Genomic DNA, 20,547 nt, shown 5'->3' with positions numbered 1-20,547 from the left:
GTCAACGACGTTTCTTCGCTCCGCGTTTCGCGTCGCCTGTTCGTTTTTGACCGTCTTGTTTCTTCAGATCGAGCGCCGAACGTCCTTGCGACGATTTCGGCTTCTCGCCTGGCTTACTCGGCTTGCTCGCTTGGCCCGGTTTTCCTGGTTGTCCAGGCTTGCCTGGCTTACCGCGTTTCGGACGTTTGTCGTCACGACCACGGCCCCCGCGCTTATCGTCTTTCTTCGGACGACCTTCCGTCGCTTTGATCGTCGTCGGTTGGCGACGACGTGTCTGTTCACGTTTAGGCATGCCGACGACCGTGAAGTCGATCGTGCGCTCGTCTAGGTTGACGGCGTCGACTTTGACTCGGACCGAGTCACCGATCCGGAACTGACGTTTCGTCCGCTCGCCGAGCAACATGAGCTGTGACTCGTCGAAGTGGTAGTAATCATCCATCGTTTGAAGACGGACGAGCCCTTCGATCGTGTTCGGGAGCTCGATGAACATCCCGAAGTTCGTGATGCCGCTGACGACACCGTCGAACTCTTCACCGAGACGTGACTCCATGTACTCGGCTTTCTTGAGCGCTTGCGTCTCCCGTTCAGCGTCGACCGAGCGACGTTCGCGTCTCGACGTCTGTTCGGCGATCGAACTGAGACGTTCCTCGTACTTGGCGATCGTCTTGTCCGACAAGTCCTGGTTGAAGGCGTACGTCCGCATGAGACGGTGGACGATCAAGTCAGGGTAACGACGGATCGGCGACGTGAAGTGCGTATAGAAGTCGGTCGCAAGACCGAAGTGACCGAGCGAGACATCGTCATACTTCGCCTGTTGCATCGAGCGCAACATGATCGTGCTGATGACCGGCTCTTCCGGCTGACCTTCGATCGCTTTCAAGATCTTCTGAAGCGTCTTCGGTTCGACTTTTTGGCCTTTGAAGCGTTCGATATGCACGCCGAAGTTGGCGACGAAGTCGAAGAAGAAATCGAGCTTGTCTGATTTCGGGTTATCGTGCACACGGTAGATGAACGGGACGTCCATCTTGTGGAAGTGTTCGGCGACCGTCTCGTTGGCCGCGAGCATGAACTCCTCGATCAACTTCTCGGCGACCGAGCGTGGGCGCAAGACGATATCGGCTGCTTTCCCTTCCGTATCGACGATGACTTTCGCCTCGGCGAAGTCGAAGTTGATGGCACCGCGCGAGTTACGGCGTGCACGAAGTACTTCCGCAAGTTCGGCCATGAGGTCGAATTCACCGATGTACGGCTCGTAGCGTGCGAGCGTCTCCTCGTCGTCACGTTCGATGATTTCACGGACGTTCGTATACGTCATCCGCTCCGTCGTCTTGATAACACTCGGGAACAGCTCATGGCTGACGACTTTCCCGTTTTGCGGAGAGATCTCCATGACACAGCTGAGCGTCAGGCGGTTGACGTGCGGGTTGAGTGAACAGATCCCGTTCGACAAGCGGTGTGGCAACATCGGGATGACACGGTCGACGAGATACACACTCGTCCCGCGCTCGAACGCCTCGACGTCGAGCGGTGAGCCTTCCTTGACGTAGTGCGACACGTCGGCGATGTGGACACCGAGTTCATAGTTGCCGTTGTTCAGTTTCTTGACGTGGACGGCATCGTCCAAGTCTTTGGCGTCTTCGCCGTCGATCGTGAAAATCGTCTCGTTACGCAGGTCGACACGGCCGATGAAGTCTTTCTCATCCGCCTCGTCAGGAACGGCGTTCGCCTGGTCGATGACGTCTTCTGGGAACTCCGTCGGGATGCCGTGCTTGTAGACGATCGACAAGATGTCGACGCCAGGGTCGTTCTTATGTCCGATGATACGGACGACGTCACACGCTCCGGCGAAACGTCCATCCGGATACTTCGTGATGCGGACGACGACTTTGTGTCCTTCGACGGCACCGAGCGATTTGTCCGTGTTGACGATCGGCCAGAAGTTGATGCGTTTGTCGTCCGGTTCAATGAAGGCGAACTGGTCAAGGCGACCGCTCGGGAGCGTGTACGTCCCGACAAATTCAGATAGGCCGCGCTTCAATACTTTGAGCAACACGCCTTCTGTCTTGCCACGGTTATCCTCGCGTTTTTTGACGAGAATCGTATCGCCGTGATAGACGTCTTTCAATTGGTCCGGTGGCAAGAACACGTCTTCTGTCTCGCCTTCGACCGACAAGAAGCCGAAGCCGCGTTGGTGGATCGAAATGATCCCGGCCGCTTGGCCGAGCACGGCGAGCGTGCCGTAACGGTTCGTCCGCGTCCGGCCGATCAAGCCTTCCGCTTCAAGTTCGTTCAAGGTGCGGATGAGCTCTTTAAAGGCATCCGTCGACTCGAGCGCAAGACGCTCGGTCAATTGGTCTACAGTCAGCGCTTTGTCGCTTGCCTGGATGATTTCTAGTAGTTGGTCACGTAAATTCAACGTGACACCTCCTTTTTCACACTGACCAGTCTAACGTTTCGAGAAAATCGAGCACGTCCTGGTGCAGTTTCTCTTTTTCTTTGTCGAGGGTGATCACGTGTCCCGAATGCTCGTACATGAGCAGTTCTTTTTGGAACGCGTTGATCGCCTCGTAGATCTCGTGTGCAGATTGAGGATCGACCATGCGGTCTTTCGCTCCTTGGATGACGAGCGCCGGTACGAAGATATCTTCGAGCCGAGACGTCGTCTCCTCGACGAACGCACGTAAATCGGTGAGTGTCGGCATCGGTTTGAAGTCCGCCATCTCCCGTTCGATTTGTTCGGTCGATTTGTCTTCCCTTGATTTATATTCTCGGGCGTATGCCTGGACTCCTTTATACAATCGGTCCTCGGCATCGATTTCAGTCGGTGCGCACATCGGCACGACACCTTTGACGCTCGCTTCTGAAGCGAGACGGAGCGACATGACGCCGCCGAGCGATAGGCCACAGACGACGATTTCGTCGTAGCCTTTGTCTTTCAACGCTTGGTAGGCGTCTTGGACGTCCTGCCACCAGTCGTTCGGTCCAAATTCGAGCAACTCTTCTGGTGGGACGCCATGTCCCCGGTACTGGGGTCCCATGCACGTGTAGCCTTCTTTTTGTAGGAAACGACCGAGCATGCGGACGTCCGCGCTCGATCCTGTAAAGCCATGCAACATTAACACGGCACGTGGTCCGCCTTCGAAGAAGAACGGTTTCGGTGCACTCACTTTCATCGTCCAAGTCAACTCCTCATACATTCCATTATTCCCAAAAAATAATGCAAAAAAACAAAAGCTGACCGCCTCACGTAAAAACCGAGAACGATCAGCCTTTCATCATAGTGATGCGACTAGTAATCCTAAAATGAAAAACAATGTGCCTAGTACAGCTGCAGTTCGGTTCAAAACAGCGTCAAAGCCGCGTGCTTTCTGGCGGCCGAACAACTGCTCCGCGCCACCTGCAATCGCCCCAAGACCTTGCGACCGACCTGACATGAGCAGTACGACGACAATCAATAAAACAGCCACGACGAGCAGGCTGATTGTAGCGATCGTTTGCATAATAGTCAGTTCCTCCTTCTTTTTACACGCTTCTTATTATATAGAAGTTGTGATAAAAACGCCAGCTTTCAAATTAACGGGATGGGTAGCTGAACCCTTCCCCGATCACTTCTTTCACTTGGTGGATGACGACGAACGCACGAGGGTCGGTCACTTCGACGATTTTCTTGAGCGGACCGACTTGGCGCTTGTCGACGATCATGTACAACATGTTCTTATCTTGCTTCGAATAATGGCCGTGACCGTGGATGATCGTCGCTGAGCGGCCGAGCGTCTCCGTCAAGACGGCAGCGAGCTCTTCGTGCTTGTCGCTGATGATTGTGACGGCTTTCCGGATGTTCAACCCTTCGGCGACGAGGTCGATGACCCACGAGCCGATGATGATGGCGATGAGCGTATAGAGCACGACTTGTTCCCCGAGGAAGAAGCCCGACGCCCCGACGACGATGACGTCGATGATGAACATCGAGACGGCGACGCTCATGTGGAGATAGCGTTCCATGAGCCGGGCGATGATGACCCCGCCCCCGGTCGTCCCGCCGACGCGGAGCACCATGCCGATGCCGACACCGATCAAGATCCCGGCATAAATCGCCGCGAGCAGTTTATCCTCGGCCGGGCTGCCCCAGTTATGGGTCAAGCTGAGGAAGAACGACGTCGCGACGACGGCGACGACCGAATAGACCATCGTCCGGCGGTCGAGCAACTTATAGCCGACGATGAACAACAGGCCGTTCCCGATGATCGACGTGATGCCGAGGTCCCAACCGAACAAGTAGTACAAGATGATCGTGACCCCGAGCAGGCCGCCTTCCGAGAAGGCGTTCGGGACGGTGAAGTAGTTGACCCCGAAGGCGAGGATGAACGACCCGGCGATGATCCAGGCGATGTCCTTCAATGAGATCGATTGGAGTTTTTGCCAAACTTGTTGACGCAAAAGATGTTGTTGCTGACGTTTCATAAAAAATCCCCTTTCCATTTTGCATATAAAAAAGACCGCGGCAAAAGCCGCAGTCTTAACGTTGTACTGGCTTTGGCGCACCGTCTTTCATAATCGGCAACTTGCGGTCTGCGACGTTTTCGTAGACGTTCAAGAGTGCCTCTTTTTCCAAATCCCAGTTATATTTCTCACGCGCCGTCTTCGTGTTCTCTTTGACACGGGCGTAAAGTTCTTGATCTTCGAGCAGGCGGTTGACGCCTTCCGCGATTGATTGTGGATCGTGTGAGTCGACGACGACACCGACGTCGTTGCCGGCGACGACACGTTCGATCTCAGGGAAGTCACACGACACGACCGGCACTTCGGCCATCAAGTATTCGAACAGCTTGTTCGATGACGCCGAGTAGTGGTTGAAGCAGACGTTGTTCAACACTTGGAAACCGAGATATGCGTTCATCGTGTAGTACGGTAACGCCTCGACCGGTACTTTATCAATCATCTTGACGCGGTCACTGACGCCTTCGTCCTCGATCATCTGTTTGATGACCGGCTTCAGTTTCCCATCGCCGATCATGACGAGCGTGCCTTCTTTAAAGTCTTTCGCTGCCAAGACGAGTTGTTCGAGACCACGTCCCGCTTGGACGCCGCCTTGATAGAGCAAGATCTTCTCATCTTGCGGCAAGTCGAGCAAGGCGTGCAAGTCTTTCCGGAGCGAGAAGTCGAGCGGACGGTAGAACGGATAGTTATGGAGCACGTACGGATAGAAACCGTACAACTCTTCGTTGTGCGCCGCACGCGTATGGTTCTCGACCATCATCGAATCGACGTATGGCAACAACCAGCCCTCAAGGTTACTTTGAATGTAGCCGTAACCGGTCCGGTCGGTCTGGACCTCATGCGAGTCGTAGACGATCTTGCCTTTATTGACGAGTTTGCCGGCGATCAACGCCTGCGGGAGCGTGTTCAAGTCGTTCGCGTGATAGAAGTCGTACGACTTCTTCGTCGAGGCGAACACCATCTCGAGCATTGCGCTCGCGTTGACGATGTTTTTACGGACCGGCGGGAGCAAAATCGCACCCGCTGCCGCGCCGAGACCGAGCATCGTCAGTGGCGCGAGGATGACTAATCCCGCCCCGACGAGTCCAGCCCCGAGTTGGCGCGTCTTCTTCTCCGACACCCACGTCCGGACTGATTTCAACGCCTTCATCCCGTTGACGAGAATCGACGGTTGACGTTTCACGCGGATGACGCGGAAACCTTCTGGGCGCATCTCTTCGGCCGGAAGATCTTTATTTTTAGGGTCTTGCAAGGCAATCAAATCGACCTCGTACCCCGCCTCGGCGAGCGCCGAGCATTCGCGAAGGACACGGGCGTCATTCGTAAAGTGGTTCCAAACAAACATACATACCTTCATCGTTGTTCCTCCATCAATAACTTTTCGATCACGTCGTCGAGGACGTGTATATTATTTTCCCAGCACAGGTTGTCTTTCACGTAACGGATGCCGTTCGCACCGAACTTGTCGCGCAGGTCCGGGCGATCGAGCAATGTCCGAAGTGACTGTTCAATCTCGTCGATGTCACGTTTCCGTGACACATACCCGACTTCCGCCGCTTCGATGACATTCGCCGCATGGCCTGACACCGCAGCGACGATCGGTTTGCCGACCGCCATATAATCAATCAGTTTACCCGGGATGACCGTGTCGAACACGTCTTGGTCGATCAGGCTGACGAACGCGACGTCAGCATTTTTGATCGCTTGGAACGCCTCCGTCCGTGGCATCGCCTCGAGGAAGAGGAAGTTCTTGAACCCGCGGGCTTTAATCGTTGCTTTCAATTCGTTCTTCCGATAACCGTAACCGATCAGCTTGAAGTGGACGCGTGGCTCGTCGCGGAACCGCTCCGCGAGTTCAAGCAACAGCGACACGTCCTGGGCGAGCCCCATGTTGCCGGCGTATAAAATCTCCATCCGGTCGTCTTCGGGAACGGTCCGCTCCAAGTTGCGCTCGCTCACACGGATCGAGTTCGGCATATAGTGGATCATGCCGTTGTCGACGCCGCGTTGGCGCAAATAGCTACGGAAGCCTTCCGAGTTGATGATGATCGCATCGGCCGACTTGTAGAGCCGCTTCTCGAACCAAAACGCGGGCGTGAGCATCCAGTCGTACTTGAACACACCGACACCTTTGACCGACTCCGGCCACAGGTCACGGACGTCGAGTACGAACGGGACGCCATGTTTTCGCTTCGCATACACCCCGACGAACGCCATAAAAAAAGACGGGGTCGTCGCGAAGACGACATCCGGTTTCGTATCGAGTGCTCTGACGGCGGCGACACCTTTGATCATCTGTTCGAGGAACAAGGCGAGCCGGCTCAACATGTTCGACGTATGCTTGCGCTTTTTCGTAATCAACCGCTTGATGAACGGTTGGTTGTTCAGCTCCGTGTCGTTCCAGAACCGGTCGTCTTTATACAAGTTGAAGTTCGGATACGACGGGGCGGCCGTGATGACCTCGACCTCGTAGCCACGTTCTTTCATGAGATGCGTAATATTTTGCATCCGGTTGCCGGCGCTGCCGATCTCCGGATAATAGTTTTGACACACCATTAACATTGTTTTCAAAAATAACACACCTTACTGTTGTTCGAGTTCGTCCACGAACCGTTTCAAGAGCTTATGGACGTTGGTTTTTAAATCTGGGTCGCATAACGCATAGGCAATCGTCGCCTCGATAAAGCCGATCGGTTCCCCGACGTCAAAGCGACGTCCGTCAAATTCGTAGGCGAACACCGTCTGCGCCTCGTTCAAGCGCGCGATGGCGTCCGTCAATTGAATCTCGCCCCCGGTACCGATTTCTTGGGCCGATAACGCCTCAAAGACGTCAGGCGTCAAAATGTAGCGGCCGAGGATGGCGAGGTTCGAGGGCGCTTCCCCGGCGGGCGGTTTCTCAACGAACGTCCGCACCGGGATGAGCTTCCCTTCGACGGCAAGCGGGTCAATTATACCATATCGATTCGTCATTTCATACGGGACACGTTGGACCCCGATGATCGAGCGTTCATGTATCTCGTACTGCTCGATGAGCTGGCGTGTCGCCGGCACTTCCGCCTCGATAATATCATCGCCCAAGAGGACGGCGAACGGTTCGTCGCCGATGAACTTGCGGGCACACCAAATCGCGTGGCCGAGCCCTTTCGGCTCCTGTTGGCGTATGTAGTGGATGTTGGCGAGGTTCGACGAGTGGCGGACCGACTCGAGCAGCTCCGTCTTCCCTTTCGACTCGAGGTTCTGTTCGAGCTCGATGGCGCGGTCAAAATGGTCCTCGATGGCACGTTTGTTCTTCCCGGTCACGATGATGATGTCCTCGATGCCGGAGGCGACCGCCTCCTCGACGATGAACTGGATCGTCGGCTTGTTGACGATCGGGAGCATCTCTTTTGGCATCGCCTTCGTCGCCGGCAAGAAGCGCGTGCCGAGACCAGCGGCTGGGATGATGGCTTTGCGTACACGTTTCATGGACCTATCCCCTTTTATCATTATGTAGATGATTATACCCAAAAATTCGACTTTCACGCACGTTCAAAACGGCCGTGACATGCGTCACGACCATTTCCGATCGTCCATACGTGTGTACAAGCCACCCGGCACCCCCGCTGCTTTCTGCAAGCGAGCCGCCGGACCGGGTACAGACTCTGGCTAATTTCTCAGAACCACTTATCCCCTTTCGATTGGATGAAACGGTACTCTTCTTGATAATGGTCGTAATGCCCTTCCTCTATCATCTTTTTAAACGCAACGTCGCCTTCTGCCGCTTTGCGTTTCATCAAAAGACAAAGCGCCTCCACTCTTAACAACATCATGTCGAGCAAATCCATTTTCGACGCTTCCCAACCATATGCCTCTAAAAACAATGTAACTCGTTTTTTGTAACTTGCATCGTCTCGGTCTGCCTCATAATGAACGACCTCACCCGACTCCGCTTGATGGCGACGGCTCAACGGAATGAACGTATAGAGCGCGTAGACGATGTCCCAAGCGCGAGGCCCTGGCGCCGCCAAGTCAAAGTCAATGATTCCTGCCACTTTCTCTTTATCGAAGATCGTGTTGTAGACAGCGAAGTCATTATGACAAATCACTTCGAGCGGTTTCGGAGTATTGTCGAGCGGTTCCCAAGACGCCCATTCGAAATCCACCGTCGCGTCATGCAACCGGCGCATCAGTCGGGCGGCGTCTTGGAGTGCCTCGTTCGACCACATATATTCCTTCAACGGATAATCTGCCGTCTCTCCTACGAGGTACGTCAAAATTTCTCGGCCTCGTTCGTCAACTCCAACGAAGCGTGGCACTCCTTCTACTCCTTTCACTTCTAAATGTTTCAACAACTGATGGACACGCCCGCTGCCTTCTTTTTGTGTGCGATATACGTGATTCCCTTTTTTATGAACGTTAGAAACGTTACCCCCGCTCAACCTTTCTTCTCGTTCAACCGATTGATCCATATTTATACTCCCCTTCCCCGAACCCCTTGTTGTCTAGACCCTTACAGTATACAAAATAACGGGCTCAGAAAAAGTACGATTCCCTTGTCACGATGTTTATCCCGATGATCGATAGAGCGCCTTCGCTCCCGTCCAAGCGGCACCGTGACTCTTGCAGGAATGCAATCTCGCGGAGACCCCGCAAGCGCGAAGCGCGAGGAGGCTCCGTGGATTGCCTGCAGAAAGCATCGGTGCCGCCAGGACGGGTTAAAAATGCCCACAAAAAAACAGGCCCGCCATAAGGCGGACCTGAAACAATCAATTATTTTTTGAGGTTTTTGAGGTTGTAGAACGACTTGATACCGTCGTATTTCGCTACATCGCCGAGCATGTCTTCGATGCGGAGAAGTTGGTTGTATTTCGCGATACGGTCTGTACGTGAAAGTGAACCTGTTTTGATTTGACCAGCGTTTGTCGCAACTGCGATATCAGCGATTGTCGCATCTTCTGTTTCACCAGAACGGTGCGAGATAACTGCTGTGTAGCCAGCTTTTTTAGCCATTTCGATCGCGTCGAATGTTTCTGTGAGCGTACCGATTTGGTTAACTTTGATGAGGATCGAGTTCGAGATGCCTTTTTCGATACCTTCAGCAAGTTTCTCAGTGTTCGTTACGAAGAGGTCATCCCCAACGAGCTGAACTTTGTGACCGATTTTGTCAGTAAGCAATTTGAAGCCGTCCCAGTCGTTTTCGTCGCAACCGTCTTCGATTGAGATGATTGGGTACTTGTCAACGAGCTCAGCGTAGAAGTCTACGAGCTCAGCAGTTGTCATTGACTTGCCTTCGCCAGCGAGTTCGTACTTGCCAGTTGACTTGTCGTAGAACTCAGACGATGCAACGTCCATTGCGAGGTAGATGTCTTCGCCAGCTTTGTAACCAGCTTTTTCGATCGCTTCAAGGATAACTGTGATCGCTTCTTCGTTCGACTTAAGGTTTGGTGCGAAACCACCTTCGTCACCGACAGCTGTGTTAAGACCCATACCAGAAAGAACTGATTTGAGGGCGTGGAATACTTCTGCACCCATGCGGAGCGCTTCGCGGAACGTTGGCGCGCCTACAGGCATGATCATGAACTCTTGGAAGTCAACGTTGTTGTCAGCGTGCGAACCACCGTTGATGATGTTCATCATTGGAGTTGGAAGCGTCTTCGCGTTGAATCCACCGAGGTACGTGTAAAGTGGAAGGCCGAGCTCGTCTGCTGCTGCGTGTGCTGCTGCCATTGAGACACCGAGGATCGCGTTTGCGCCGAGTTTACCTTTGTTTTTCGTACCGTCGAGCTCGATCATTTTCGCATCGAGTGCGTTTTGGTCGAAGACATCGTAGCCGATGAGTTCAGGTGCGATTGTGTCGTTTACGTTAGCAACGGCTTTGAGTACGCCTTTACCAAGGTAACGTGACTTGTCGCCATCGCGAAGCTCTACTGCTTCGTGCTCACCAGTTGATGCGCCTGATGGGACGAGGGCACGACCGAAGCCGCCGTCTTCTGTGAATACTTCTACTTCGATTGTTGGGTTACCACGTGAATCCAAAATTTCGCGTGCGTAAATTTCTGTGATCATTGACATAAAAATCGCTCCTTTTTGTTTGGAAAATGTAGTTTACTTCTTAACGATTGACGTACCGGTCATTTCAGCCGGTTGCTCTCCTCCGAGGAGGTGTAAGAGCGTCGGCGCGAGGTCGCAAAGCGAACCTTTCATAACTGGTTTCAGTTCAACGCCTGGCTTCGTGACGATACACGGTACAGGTTCTGTCGTATGGGCCGTCATCGGTGAGCCGTCCGGGTTCGTGACAAGGTCAGCGTTCCCGTGGTCCGCCGTGATGATCGCCGCGCCGCCTTTGGCGAGTAGTGCGTCCACTACTTTACCGAGGCATTCGTCGACGACTTCGACCGCTTTTTTCGTTGGTTCGAGCATACCGGAATGGCCGACCATGTCCGGGTTCGCGTAGTTGATGATGTACGCGTCGTACGTGTCTGATTCGATGCGCTCGAGAAGACCTTCTGTGAGCTCGTATGCGCTCATTTCCGGTTTCAAGTCGTACGTCGCTACTTTCGGCGACGGGACGAGGAAGCGATCTTCACCTTCGAACGGTGTTTCTTGTTGTCCGTTCAAGAAGAACGTGACGTGCGGGTATTTCTCAGTTTCCGCTGCGCGGAGCTGTTTGTACCCTTGCGCGGCGAGCGTTTCGCCGAGCGTGTTTTTCAAATCTTCCGGCGGGAAGACGATATCCGTATCGATCTCATCCGAGAATTTCGTCATCGAGACGAGCAAGACGTTCTCCGGATGCGCGCTCGAGAGCTCGAACCCTTTGAAGCCTGTCTTCTCTTTGAACACTTTCGCGAGTTCGATCGCCCGGTCCGGACGGAAGTTGAAGAACATGATCGCGTCGTTGTCTTTGATCGTCGCGACCGGTTGACCGTCTTTCTCGATGACCGTCGGCAAGACGAACTCATCTGTCAAACCGTCTGCGTACGATTGCTTAAGCACGTCGACCGCATTCGTTCCGACTTCGCCTTTCGCGTTGACGAGGACGTCGTAAACTTTTACGACGCGTTCCCAACGGTTGTCGCGGTCCATGGCATAGTAACGTCCAGACACGCTAGCGACTTGACCGACACCGAGTTCAGCGAGCTTCGCTTCCGTCTGTTCGAGGAAGCTTGCACCTGATTTCGGATCACAGTCACGGCCGTCCGTGAAAGCGTGAATGAATACTTTTTCAATGCCGTGGAGTTTCGCGAACTCGACGATGGCGAACATGTGCTGGATGTGGGAATGGATCCCACCGTCTGAGACGAGCCCCATGATGTGGAGGCTTGAATCATACTTCTTCACATGTCCCGCCAAATGGTTCATCGCTTGACGGTCGAAGAGCGACCGGTCTTTGATGGCGTTGTTGACGCGTGAAAGTGACTGATAGACGACCCGGCCGGCACCGATGTTCAAGTGACCGACTTCCGAGTTGCCCATCTGACCTTCCGGGAGACCGACGTACTCACCTTGCGCGTTTAACAGCGTGTGTGGATACGTCTCCCAGTAACGGTCGAAGTTCGGTTTGTTCGCCGCAGCGACCGCATTACCGAACGTTTCGTTCCGCATACCGAAACCATCTAAGATGATAAGGGCGACAGGTCTTGCCATTTAAATCGCCTCCAACAACTTGAGGAACGAAGCAGCTTCGAGTGAAGCACCGCCGACGAGTGCGCCGTCGATGTCTTCTTGAGCCATATACTCCTTGATGTTCTCAGGTTTGACTGAACCGCCGTATTGGATGCGAACCGCAGCCGCTACGTCTTCACCGTAAAGGCCTTTTACAACGTCGCGAACGTATTTGCATGAGCTTTGCGCATCTGCTTCGTCCGCTGATTTGCCAGTACCGATTGCCCAAACTGGCTCGTACGCGATGACGAGTTGTTTGACTTGGTCAGCTGAAAGATCGGCGAGGCCACCTTCGACTTGCGTCTTGATGACTTCTTCGAACTTGCCGCCTTCGCGCTCGTCAAGTGTTTCACCGACACAAACGATTGGCGTAAGACCGTGTTCGAACGCTTTTTTCGTTTTGCTGTTGATGAACGCATCTGACTCGCCGAAGTATTCACGGCGCTCTGAATGTCCAAGGATGACGTAAGTGACGCCGAGGTTGGCGATCATCGCCGGGCTCGTTTCACCTGTGTATGCCCCGCTGTCTTTGTCGTACATGTTTTGCGCACTAAGCTTTAAGTTCGATCCTTTAGCCGCTTCTACCATTGGGGCCAAGAATACTGCTGGTGCACCAATCGCCGCGTCAACTTTGTCCGTTGACGGGATATTGTTTTTAACTTCCTCTACGAAAGCGACCGCTTCCGAGAGTGTTTTATTCATTTTCCAGTTACCTGCAATAATCGGTTTACGCATCGATAATCCTCCTCAGTTTTACTTGTCGTTCAACGCTTCGACGCCTGGAAGTTTCTTGCCTTCCATGAATTCGAGTGAAGCGCCGCCACCAGTTGAGATGTGACTCATCTTGTCAGCAAGGCCGAACTTGGCTGCTGCCGCGGCTGAGTCGCCACCACCGATGATTGAATACGCGTCGCTGTCTGCGAGTGCTTGAGCGACACCTTTCGTTCCGTTAGCGTATTTATCGAGTTCGAATACGCCCATCGGTCCGTTCCAAACGACAAGTTTCGATTCGCGAATCGCTTCCGCGTAAATTTCGACCGTCTTCGGTCCGATGTCGAGACCCATGTGATCCGCAGGGATCGAGTCGATATCGACTGGTCCGACGTATGTTTCTTCGCCGAATTCTTTCGCAATCACAGCGTCGACCGGCAACAAGAACTTCACGCCTTTGTCTTCTGCTTTTTTCATGAACTCACGAGCGAGGTCGAGCTTGTCTTCTTCAAGGAGTGACGTTCCGACTTCGTTCCCGAGTGCTTTCGAGAACGTGTACGAGAGTCCGCCACCGATGATGAGCGTGTCAACGATGTCGAGAAGGTGGTCGATGACCCCGATCTTGTCAGCAACTTTCGAACCGCCGATGATAGCCGTGAACGGGCGATCCGGGTTCGAGAGCGCTTTGCCGAGCACTTCAAGTTCTTTCTCCATCAATAAACCAGCAACCGCCGTGTCGACGTTTTGCGCGATCCCTTCCGTCGAGGCATGGGCACGGTGAGCCGCACCGAACGCGTCGTTGACGAAGACGTCAGCGAGCGCCGCAAAGCCTTTAGCGAGTTCTGGATCATTTTTCGTTTCACCAGGATAGAAACGGACGTTTTCGAGAACGACGACGTCACCTTCACCAAGTTTTGAAACGGCTTCTTCTGCAACTGGACCGTACGCCTCTTCAGCGAGCGGTACGTCTTTGCCGAGAAGCTCACCTAGACGTTTTGCAACCGGTGCGAGCGAGTATTTTTCGTTCTTCTCGCCGCCTGGACGGCCGAGGTGGCTCGCCAAAATGACTTTCGCGCCGCCGTCGATCAAATGCTTGATCGTCGGAATAGCTGCTTGGATCCGCGTCTCGTCTTGAATGACGCCATCTTTAGTTGGAACGTTGAAGTCAACGCGGCAAAAGACGCGCTTCCCTTTTACATCGATGTCACGAATAGACTTTTTGTTCATAAACTTCGCCTCCATATGTCGTGCGTTTAAATTTCATAAATAGAGCGGAGAACAATCTCTTGTTTCCGCTCCTATTTGGTTCTATTTAGTTCACGAACTTACTTCGCGATTTCAGCAAAGTGCTTGAGTGTGCGAACCAATTGTGCAGTGTATGACATTTCGTTGTCGTACCATGCAACTGTTTTAACGAGTTGCTTGTCGCCGACTGTCATGACTTTCGTTTGTGTCGCATCGAAGAGTGAACCGTAAGTGATTCCGACGACGTCAGAAGATACGATTTGGTCTTCAGTGTAACCGAATGACTCGTTCGCTGCTTTTTTCATTGCTGCGTTGATTTCGTCAACAGAAACTGTTTTCTCGAGAACTGTTACGAGCTCAGTCAATGAACCAGTTGCGACTGGTACACGTTGTGCTGCGCCGTCAAGTTTACCTTGAAGTTCTGGGATAACAAGGCCGATCGCTTTAGCCGCACCAGTTGTGTTCGGTACGATGTTCGCTGCTGCCGCACGTGCACGACGGAAGTCACCTTTAGGGTGTGGAGCGTCGAGTGTGTTTTGGTCGCCAGTGTAAGCGTGGATTGTTGTCATGAGACCTTCGATGATTCCGAACTGATCTTGGAGAACTTTCGCCATTGGCGCCAAGCAGTTTGTTGTACAAGAAGCACCAGAGATTACTGTCTCAGAACCGTCAAGGATTTCGTGGTTCGTGTTGTAAACAACTGTCTTCATGTCACCTGTAGCCGGAGCCGAGATCACAACTTTTTTCGCGCCAGCTTTCAAATGAAGCTCCGCTTTTTCTTTGTCTGTGAAGAATCCAGTACATTCGAGAACGATGTCAACACCGAGCTCGCCCCATGGAAGTTCTTCTGGGTTACGGTTAGCAAGTGTAACGATTTTCTCGCCGTTTACGAGGAAGTGACCGTCGTGTACTTCAACTTCTCCGTCGAAACGACCTTGTGTCGTGTCATATTTGAGAAGGTGAGCAAGCATCTTCGTGTCAGTCAAGTCGTTGATTGCAACAACCTCGACGCCTTCACTCTTCAAGATCTCGCGGAATGCCAAGCGACCAATACGTCCAAAACCGTTAATACCAACTTTTACTGTCATAGTTAATTTCCTCCTTAGGGTAGAAGCTATTTATTAGAAGAGCCAACGGGGGTCAACTCTTTAATAACGAGTTAATAATTCTGTGGCCGCACCTTCGTCTGTGACGAGGATGATGTTCGGCCTATGTTTCGCATATGCGGCAATCGCTTGTGCCTTTGACTTTCCTCCGGCGACGGCGATGACGGTGTCCATGTCGTCGAGCTCCTCTAATTGGATGCCGACCGTCTTGACCCGATGAACGATTTCGCCTTCTGCGTTGAAATAATATCCGAACGCTTCGGCGACGGCTTCGTGCCGTTCGATCATCCGCAAATGCTCCGGTGTGGCGTGACGACGTTTTGCCATCGTTTCGGCCTCACCAATTCCATGTACCACTATTCGAGCCGCTCTAATCATTTCCAGCACATTTTTTATGCTTGGTTCCTCCACCATCCGTTCAAACGTCTTTTGTGAAACCTCATCCGGAATGTGGAGTAAATGATAGTCGGCGTGGGCCCGGTCCGCCATCCGAGAACAGACGGTGTTCGCCTGTAACTCGAGCGTTTCGCCGAGTCCGCCGCGTGCCGGCACGAAATGCATCGGTCGTTCTTTTTTATCGGGCGACATCATTGCCGCAACCGATGCCATCGTCGTCCCGCCTGTGACCGCGATGATATTGTCGTCAGGTGCCAGTCGCGCTTTTAGTTGCGTGACGGCGGCCCGACCGATATCTCGCTGGACCCAGAACGTCTCGTCCGAATCTCCCGGTACGATGACGACTTGGCGAACGCCTAGTTTTTGCTCGAGAACTCGTGCGATTTGTGAAATCCCTAGGATTTCTCCCATGACCTCGTGCAAGTCTCTGAGAACGTTTCGGCCCGATTCTGTAAGTGAGATCCCTTGGGTCGCGACTGTGAGAAGACCTTGGTCTTTCAAAAAGTCGACTTCTCGTCTTAAGATTCGTTCCGTCAGCCCGAGGCTTGTGGCCAACGTCCGGCGGCCGATTGGCTGCATGAGCCGGACATAATGTAAGATGTCATAACGATGTCGGAGCGTGTCGAGCAGGTCAGGGACGATTTGCTTCTGAACTTGAATCAGTTGCTGGATCATGCTCATTCCCCCTCGACTTAAAGTGTGGACAAAAATTGTCCCACTTTTATTTTTACGTCCCACCGCTACGAGTTCATCTTACCAATCACCTTACCGTCTGGCAACCCCTTCAAACGTTTTTTTTCGATGTAAGCGTATACTTAACAAATTCTTCAACTTTCTCATCATCGTATCGCCCTTGACTGATAAGGGTTCCTTCATGTACAACGACGGGAATCTCAAATAAATATTTTTCTTCAAGCAACGCGTCGCCCGTGATGTCGATTTGCTCGAGCTCGAACGGATAATCTTCCTGTAGCCATTCGAGCATGACGAGCGCCTCCTCACAAAGCGAGCAGTTCTCCCGGCGATATAACGTCAGTACCATGTCACGTCTCCCCTTTCCATAACTGTCGTTCCCGCTCCCGCGAGTTGCCAAAACCTAGCGCCTCACGATAATTCGCGACCGTTCGCCGCGTCACCGTGTAACCGATCCGGGCCAGCTCCTCGGTGAGCGCCTGGTCGCTCAAAGGCGCCGTCTCTTGTTGGATCAGCTCGGCGAGCGCCCGTTTAATCATGAACGGGGCTTGGCCGTGGTACGTGGCGCGGACGAAGAAGTGACGCCACTCCATCACGCCGCCCGCGGTCTTGGCGTACTTGCCTTGAATCGCGCGGCCGACCGTCGACTCATGCTTGCCGATCTCGGTGGCGACTTCTTTTCGTGTGAGCGGATGCAGGACGAGTTGGCCGCGGAGCCAGTCCGCCTGGCGTCGCTCGATGACGGCCCACACAGAGCGGAGCGTCTCTGCGCGCATCGCGAGCGTCTCTTGCCACCACTTCGCCTCCCGGTCCGAACCGACGTCTAAGGCAATCATCGGGCTGAACCACGTCGTGATGAGTTCCCCGTCTTGAACGACGACCTCGAGTTCGGGCAGAATATGCTCGGTTTCTTCATATAATATCGGTGTCCTCGGGAGCGTGGCGACGATTCGGCTGATTCGCTCGTATTCTTCGGTCGTCATCCCGAGCTTGTCCGCTATATGCTCGACCTTTGCGTCAAACGCCTCGAACACGTCGAGCACGTGTGGATCGTCATGCTCGATCGCGTGACGGTATTGGCAGTCATGTTCTGAAGTCGCACCGATCCCGGTCGGCTCTAAAAATAACAGTGCGCGCCGGGCCAAATCGACGTCCGCCATCTCGACACCGAATCGCTTTGCGAGGACGGCATCGGTCTCCGGCAGTAGCCCGCGATGGTCGAGCGTCATGACGAGTTGCTTTTGAAGCTGCTTTTGGGCCTCGGTCCCGCTTCCTTCGTCAATCTGTTCAAATAGCCGTGCTTCAAAACCGCCCGCCGCGTCCGCAATCCATTCGACCGTACCGCCCGTTGTGACGTGCGTGTTTCGTTTAGCCAACCGGGCGAGCTGCCACTCGAGCGCGACCCGGTCCGCCTCAAGAACCGGCAGACGCCGGACCATGTCTTGTGTCAGCTGAAGCTTCTGAAGTTGACGCTGTTCTTGCCGTTGCATCGGTCACACCCCTCTCACTTCTAATTGTAACGAATGGTCGCCAAACGCGCTCACAAAAAAAGACGTGATAACAGGATTGCTTTTTCAAAAAAACAATTGTATAATAAATCGTGTCAGAGAACATGCACCCGTAGCTCAGGGGATAGAGCACTGGTTTCCGGTGCCAGGTGTCGGGAGTTCAAATCTCTCCGGGTGTATCAAATCAAGAGGTCAGGCAGATGCCTGGCCTCTTTTGTCGTTTATAATTGGCCGAACGGTGGAATATGTGAGAAACAAAGACTATCGTTTGACCAACATTGACTATAGCGGTTATGATAGGTTTACACGATACATACAAGGAGGCAAATTCAATGTTAATTCCAACAGTTATCGAACAAACAGGTCGCGGGGAACGCGCGTACGACATTTACTCACGCTTGCTTAAAGACCGGATCATCCTTCTCGGAAGCGCGATCGACGACAACGTCGCCAACTCGATTGTCGCCCAGCTTCTTTTCCTTGCAGCTGAGGACCCAGATAAGGACATCTCACTCTACATCAACAGCCCGGGTGGCTCGATCACTTCCGGAATGGCGATCTACGACACGATGAACTTCATCAAGCCGAACGTATCGACAATCTGTATCGGAATGGCCGCATCGATGGGTGCCTTCTTGCTCCAAGCCGGTGAAAAAGGTAAACGCTTCGCGCTTCCAAACGCGGAGATCATGATTCACCAACCGCTCGGCGGAACACAAGGTCAAGCGTCGGACATTAAAATCCACGCCGAACGGATCATCAAGATGCGTGAGAAGTTGAACCAAATCATGTCCGACAACACAGGACAGCCGCTTGAAGTCATCGAGCGCGACACAGAGCGCGACTACTTCATGTCAGCTGATGAGGCGAGCAACTACGGTCTCATCGATAAAGTCATGACACGTTAAACCACAGGCGCCTTTCCCAGCTTCGGGAAAGGCGCTTTTTTTATTGGGTCGGTAACCAAATCTCAATCAAATCATCGGCCCCATCTTGCCCATGGATATAGCGCTCAAAATCGACTGCATCACGCAACGTCACATCCGGCAAAGCCAAAAGTTGATCGTACGTCGATGGAATGGCCTGGATCCCCCCTTCGACCGTTGCGACCAGGTAACGTCCTGCCGACAATTCGACTTGTCGGGCACCCTTCCCATGTACGGGTTCGGTCATGCCGGCCAGATAAGCTTCTTCTTTAGGCAAACAGACACCGTACGATTCGTTTGTCGTCAGCTCTGGATTTAGTTTTTCCCATACGACCGAGATTGCTGTGAGTTCGGATACGTACCCGTTCACAACTTTAGGTTGCTCCCACGTCTCATAGCGAACATTCATTTGATTCCCTCCTGTTTGCATCCATTCGATTTGTTGCTCGATTTGTCGCAACGCCTCGATTTCACGTTGGACTTCATCAAGCCTGCCTTCAAGTAACTCGCTCACACTTCCTGCGGTCTGAATCTGTTCGAGCGAAATGCCTATTTGCCGCAATAACTTGATTTCGTTCAAGCGTCTTATTTCTTCTATTCCGTATAACCGATACTGATTGTCTAAACGAGTCGGCTGGACGAGCCCTTTCGCTTCATACCACTTTATCGCTTTAATTGACAACCCCGTTAGATGGACAACTTTTCCGATTTGAATCATTGGCGTTCCCCCTTCTCGTTTATGTTAAAGCCGTCCGTAACGGACAGGTCAACTCTTTTATTCCTCGACCTTGACGCCGAACACGTAACGGCTGTCGCCTTGTGCCCAGTCCCCGCCCGTCTCGAACAAATAGACGCCCGGTTCATCGGGAACGACTTGCTCGGACGGGACGAGTTCCCCGTCGACAATCTGATTGAATGAAAAGTTCGACGGCTCGGCGTGGAACGTCACGTCGATTTCAGCACCTGGTTTGACCGGGACGAGCTGCAGGTCGTCCGCTCCCGGTAACCCGTGGTCTTCACATACCCCTTGTCCCTGATCGGACCAACAAAACGTCGACTGTCTCACTTCGGCGGTCACTGAACCGACCCGGACCGTCGGCAGTGGCGGGCGTAGCGACGATTCTGTTTTCCAAAAGGACATCGCGAGCAATCCTCCCCCGACTACCAGTAACCCGATCACCAACACCCATCGCCCTTTTCGCTTCAACGCACTCATCTCCTTTCCCTGTCTATTCCCCACTCCACAAAAAAGGACCCACTTTCGTGAGTCTTCCGTTCATTTCGGGCGTCGTAGCCCTTTCAACATATATCCACCTTTGAAATCGACCGGGTCGAACGCGACGAGGAACGCCTTCGGTTCATACTCCTCGACCAGTCGGCGCAATTCTTTCATCCGCGTCCGAGCCGCCAAGACATCAAGACGATAACGCGTTCCATCACGGCCTTGGCCTTGATAGTGCGTCACACCGTATCCGCTGTCGCGCATCTTTTGAATGAGCTCAGCCGGAAACTCTTGCGTGTGGACTTGGATCATGTTGTAGCCGATCGCAAGTTTCCGCTCGACGAAACCGCCGAGAAGAATACCGAGCCCGAACCCGACCGCATACACGATCATCCCGAGCGTCGTCAAATCTTGAAAGACGATACCGAGCGCGAAGATATAGATGAGCGTCTCGAGCGTCCCGAACATGGCCGCAATCACCGTTTTCCCTTTGACGAGCATGATCGTCCGAAGCGTGAGCACCGGTACAAATAGTAATTGTAATAATAAAATGAGCAAGAGTTGGCTCGCTTGTCCCATAGGATCGACCTCCATTCCAATTC

At 53.1% G+C, this 20,547-nt stretch carries 20 protein-coding genes and 1 tRNA gene; 2 read left to right on the top strand and 19 right to left on the bottom strand.

Features of this window, described 5'->3' with window-relative positions; genetic code table 11:
- Nucleotide 1 precedes the first annotated feature (1 nt).
- The 16 genes from rnr to EVJ29_RS01435 form a co-directional block, all read right to left on the bottom strand.
- Nucleotides 2-2,416 carry a ribonuclease R gene (rnr, locus tag EVJ29_RS01510; protein WP_131504642.1) on the bottom strand — a complete coding sequence of 805 codons (2,415 nt, stop codon included), beginning with the start codon at nt 2,414-2,416 and terminating at the stop codon, nt 2-4.
- A 16-nt stretch (nt 2,417-2,432) separates the two neighbouring features.
- A complete protein-coding gene (locus EVJ29_RS01505; RefSeq protein ID WP_070328793.1) occupies nt 2,433-3,173 on the bottom strand; it encodes an alpha/beta hydrolase in 741 nt (246 codons plus the stop codon).
- 102 nt (nt 3,174-3,275) lie between these two features.
- Entirely contained in the window at nt 3,276-3,500 is a 225-nt protein-coding gene (secG, locus tag EVJ29_RS01500) for a preprotein translocase subunit SecG (RefSeq protein WP_012726902.1), read from the bottom strand.
- 73 nt (nt 3,501-3,573) lie between these two features.
- Nucleotides 3,574-4,461 carry a YitT family protein gene (locus tag EVJ29_RS01495; RefSeq protein ID WP_167615727.1) on the bottom strand — a complete coding sequence of 296 codons (888 nt, stop codon included), beginning with the start codon at nt 4,459-4,461 and terminating at the stop codon, nt 3,574-3,576.
- 55 nt (nt 4,462-4,516) lie between these two features.
- The gene (locus EVJ29_RS01490) at nt 4,517-5,854 is read right to left on the bottom strand and encodes a glycosyltransferase (RefSeq protein WP_070328708.1); all 1,338 of its coding nucleotides are present in this window, start codon (nt 5,852-5,854) and stop codon (nt 4,517-4,519) included.
- Nucleotides 5,851-7,059 carry a glycosyltransferase family 4 protein gene (locus EVJ29_RS01485; RefSeq protein WP_236633381.1) on the bottom strand — a complete coding sequence of 403 codons (1,209 nt, stop codon included), beginning with the start codon at nt 7,057-7,059 and terminating at the stop codon, nt 5,851-5,853. Before EVJ29_RS01485 ends, EVJ29_RS01490 begins: the two co-directional genes overlap by 4 nt.
- 21 nt (nt 7,060-7,080) lie before the next feature.
- On the bottom strand, nt 7,081-7,962 hold the full coding sequence (gene galU / locus EVJ29_RS01480; protein WP_070328706.1) for a UTP--glucose-1-phosphate uridylyltransferase GalU: 882 nt from the start codon (nt 7,960-7,962) through the stop codon (nt 7,081-7,083).
- A gap of 188 nt (nt 7,963-8,150) precedes the next feature.
- A complete protein-coding gene (locus EVJ29_RS01475; protein WP_131504640.1) occupies nt 8,151-8,945 on the bottom strand; it encodes a phosphotransferase in 795 nt (264 codons plus the stop codon).
- A 301-nt stretch (nt 8,946-9,246) separates the two neighbouring features.
- Nucleotides 9,247-10,548 carry a phosphopyruvate hydratase gene (eno, locus tag EVJ29_RS01470; RefSeq protein ID WP_070328705.1) on the bottom strand — a complete coding sequence of 434 codons (1,302 nt, stop codon included), beginning with the start codon at nt 10,546-10,548 and terminating at the stop codon, nt 9,247-9,249.
- A gap of 33 nt (nt 10,549-10,581) precedes the next feature.
- A complete protein-coding gene (gene gpmI / locus EVJ29_RS01465; protein ID WP_071397952.1) occupies nt 10,582-12,120 on the bottom strand; it encodes a 2,3-bisphosphoglycerate-independent phosphoglycerate mutase in 1,539 nt (512 codons plus the stop codon).
- Nucleotides 12,121-12,873 carry a triose-phosphate isomerase gene (gene tpiA, locus EVJ29_RS01460; RefSeq protein ID WP_070328703.1) on the bottom strand — a complete coding sequence of 251 codons (753 nt, stop codon included), beginning with the start codon at nt 12,871-12,873 and terminating at the stop codon, nt 12,121-12,123.
- Nucleotides 12,874-12,891: 18 nt separating this feature from the next.
- Nucleotides 12,892-14,076, bottom strand: coding sequence for a phosphoglycerate kinase (locus tag EVJ29_RS01455; RefSeq protein WP_070328702.1), 1,185 nt, complete (start codon nt 14,074-14,076; stop codon nt 12,892-12,894).
- Nucleotides 14,077-14,174: 98 nt separating this feature from the next.
- Nucleotides 14,175-15,182 carry a type I glyceraldehyde-3-phosphate dehydrogenase gene (gap, locus tag EVJ29_RS01450; protein WP_131504639.1) on the bottom strand — a complete coding sequence of 336 codons (1,008 nt, stop codon included), beginning with the start codon at nt 15,180-15,182 and terminating at the stop codon, nt 14,175-14,177.
- Nucleotides 15,183-15,242: 60 nt separating this feature from the next.
- Entirely contained in the window at nt 15,243-16,268 is a 1,026-nt protein-coding gene (locus EVJ29_RS01445; RefSeq protein ID WP_201738329.1) for a sugar-binding transcriptional regulator, read from the bottom strand.
- Nucleotides 16,269-16,380: 112 nt separating this feature from the next.
- Entirely contained in the window at nt 16,381-16,638 is a 258-nt protein-coding gene (locus EVJ29_RS01440) for a glutaredoxin family protein (RefSeq protein ID WP_070328700.1), read from the bottom strand.
- 1 nt (nt 16,639) lies between these two features.
- Nucleotides 16,640-17,779: an RNA polymerase factor sigma-54 gene (locus tag EVJ29_RS01435; RefSeq protein WP_131504638.1), complete on the bottom strand. Its 1,140-nt coding sequence runs from the start codon at nt 17,777-17,779 to the stop codon at nt 16,640-16,642.
- Between the two features lie 124 nt (nt 17,780-17,903).
- Here EVJ29_RS01435 and EVJ29_RS01430 point away from each other — a divergent pair.
- Both EVJ29_RS01430 and clpP read left to right on the top strand, forming a co-directional pair.
- Nucleotides 17,904-17,976, top strand: a tRNA-Arg gene (locus EVJ29_RS01430).
- Between the two features lie 114 nt (nt 17,977-18,090).
- Nucleotides 18,091-18,705, top strand: coding sequence for an ATP-dependent Clp endopeptidase proteolytic subunit ClpP (clpP, locus tag EVJ29_RS01425; protein WP_255417547.1), 615 nt, complete (start codon nt 18,091-18,093; stop codon nt 18,703-18,705).
- A 40-nt stretch (nt 18,706-18,745) separates the two neighbouring features.
- On the opposite strand, the gene EVJ29_RS01420 is transcribed toward clpP, so the two are convergent.
- Genes EVJ29_RS01420 through EVJ29_RS01410 form a run of 3 tightly spaced genes read right to left on the bottom strand, consistent with a single transcriptional unit; the run spans nt 18,746 to nt 20,524 of the window.
- Entirely contained in the window at nt 18,746-19,441 is a 696-nt protein-coding gene (locus EVJ29_RS01420) for a MerR family transcriptional regulator (protein ID WP_131490022.1), read from the bottom strand.
- A gap of 57 nt (nt 19,442-19,498) precedes the next feature.
- A complete protein-coding gene (locus tag EVJ29_RS01415) occupies nt 19,499-19,939 on the bottom strand; it encodes a hypothetical protein (protein ID WP_131463995.1) in 441 nt (146 codons plus the stop codon).
- Nucleotides 19,940-19,999: 60 nt separating this feature from the next.
- Nucleotides 20,000-20,524: a DUF2179 domain-containing protein gene (locus EVJ29_RS01410; protein ID WP_236633352.1), complete on the bottom strand. Its 525-nt coding sequence runs from the start codon at nt 20,522-20,524 to the stop codon at nt 20,000-20,002.
- Nucleotides 20,525-20,547 lie beyond the last annotated feature (23 nt).

Origin of the sequence: Exiguobacterium sp. SH4S7, from assembly GCF_004336795.1 — a bacterium.
Classification (GTDB): Bacteria; Bacillota; Bacilli; order Exiguobacteriales; family Exiguobacteriaceae; genus Exiguobacterium; species Exiguobacterium aurantiacum_A.
This window is presented reverse-complemented; position numbering and strand designations above follow the sequence as displayed.

Coding starts and splice junctions, on each gene's coding strand:
- eno (WP_070328705.1), bottom strand. CDS start 10,548: ATGTCAATGATCACAGAAATTTACGCACGCGAAATTTTGGATTCACGT.
- EVJ29_RS01435 (WP_131504638.1), bottom strand. CDS start 17,779: ATGCAACGGCAAGAACAGCGTCAACTTCAGAAGCTTCAGCTGACACAA.
- EVJ29_RS01495 (WP_167615727.1), bottom strand. CDS start 4,461: ATGAAACGTCAGCAACAACATCTTTTGCGTCAACAAGTTTGGCAAAAA.
- secG (WP_012726902.1), bottom strand. CDS start 3,500: ATGCAAACGATCGCTACAATCAGCCTGCTCGTCGTGGCTGTTTTATTG.
- EVJ29_RS01410 (WP_236633352.1), bottom strand. CDS start 20,524: ATGGGACAAGCGAGCCAACTCTTGCTCATTTTATTATTACAATTACTA.
- gap (WP_131504639.1), bottom strand. CDS start 15,182: ATGACAGTAAAAGTTGGTATTAACGGTTTTGGACGTATTGGTCGCTTG.
- EVJ29_RS01505 (WP_070328793.1), bottom strand. CDS start 3,173: ATGAAAGTGAGTGCACCGAAACCGTTCTTCTTCGAAGGCGGACCACGT.
- clpP (WP_255417547.1), top strand. CDS start 18,091: ATGATAGGTTTACACGATACATACAAGGAGGCAAATTCAATGTTAATT.
- EVJ29_RS01420 (WP_131490022.1), bottom strand. CDS start 19,441: ATGATTCAAATCGGAAAAGTTGTCCATCTAACGGGGTTGTCAATTAAA.
- EVJ29_RS01455 (WP_070328702.1), bottom strand. CDS start 14,076: ATGAACAAAAAGTCTATTCGTGACATCGATGTAAAAGGGAAGCGCGTC.
- EVJ29_RS01440 (WP_070328700.1), bottom strand. CDS start 16,638: ATGGTACTGACGTTATATCGCCGGGAGAACTGCTCGCTTTGTGAGGAG.
- EVJ29_RS01415 (WP_131463995.1), bottom strand. CDS start 19,939: ATGAGTGCGTTGAAGCGAAAAGGGCGATGGGTGTTGGTGATCGGGTTA.
- tpiA (WP_070328703.1), bottom strand. CDS start 12,873: ATGCGTAAACCGATTATTGCAGGTAACTGGAAAATGAATAAAACACTC.
- galU (WP_070328706.1), bottom strand. CDS start 7,962: ATGAAACGTGTACGCAAAGCCATCATCCCAGCCGCTGGTCTCGGCACG.
- EVJ29_RS01485 (WP_236633381.1), bottom strand. CDS start 7,059: ATGTTAATGGTGTGTCAAAACTATTATCCGGAGATCGGCAGCGCCGGC.
- gpmI (WP_071397952.1), bottom strand. CDS start 12,120: ATGGCAAGACCTGTCGCCCTTATCATCTTAGATGGTTTCGGTATGCGG.
- EVJ29_RS01490 (WP_070328708.1), bottom strand. CDS start 5,854: ATGAAGGTATGTATGTTTGTTTGGAACCACTTTACGAATGACGCCCGT.
- EVJ29_RS01475 (WP_131504640.1), bottom strand. CDS start 8,945: ATGGATCAATCGGTTGAACGAGAAGAAAGGTTGAGCGGGGGTAACGTT.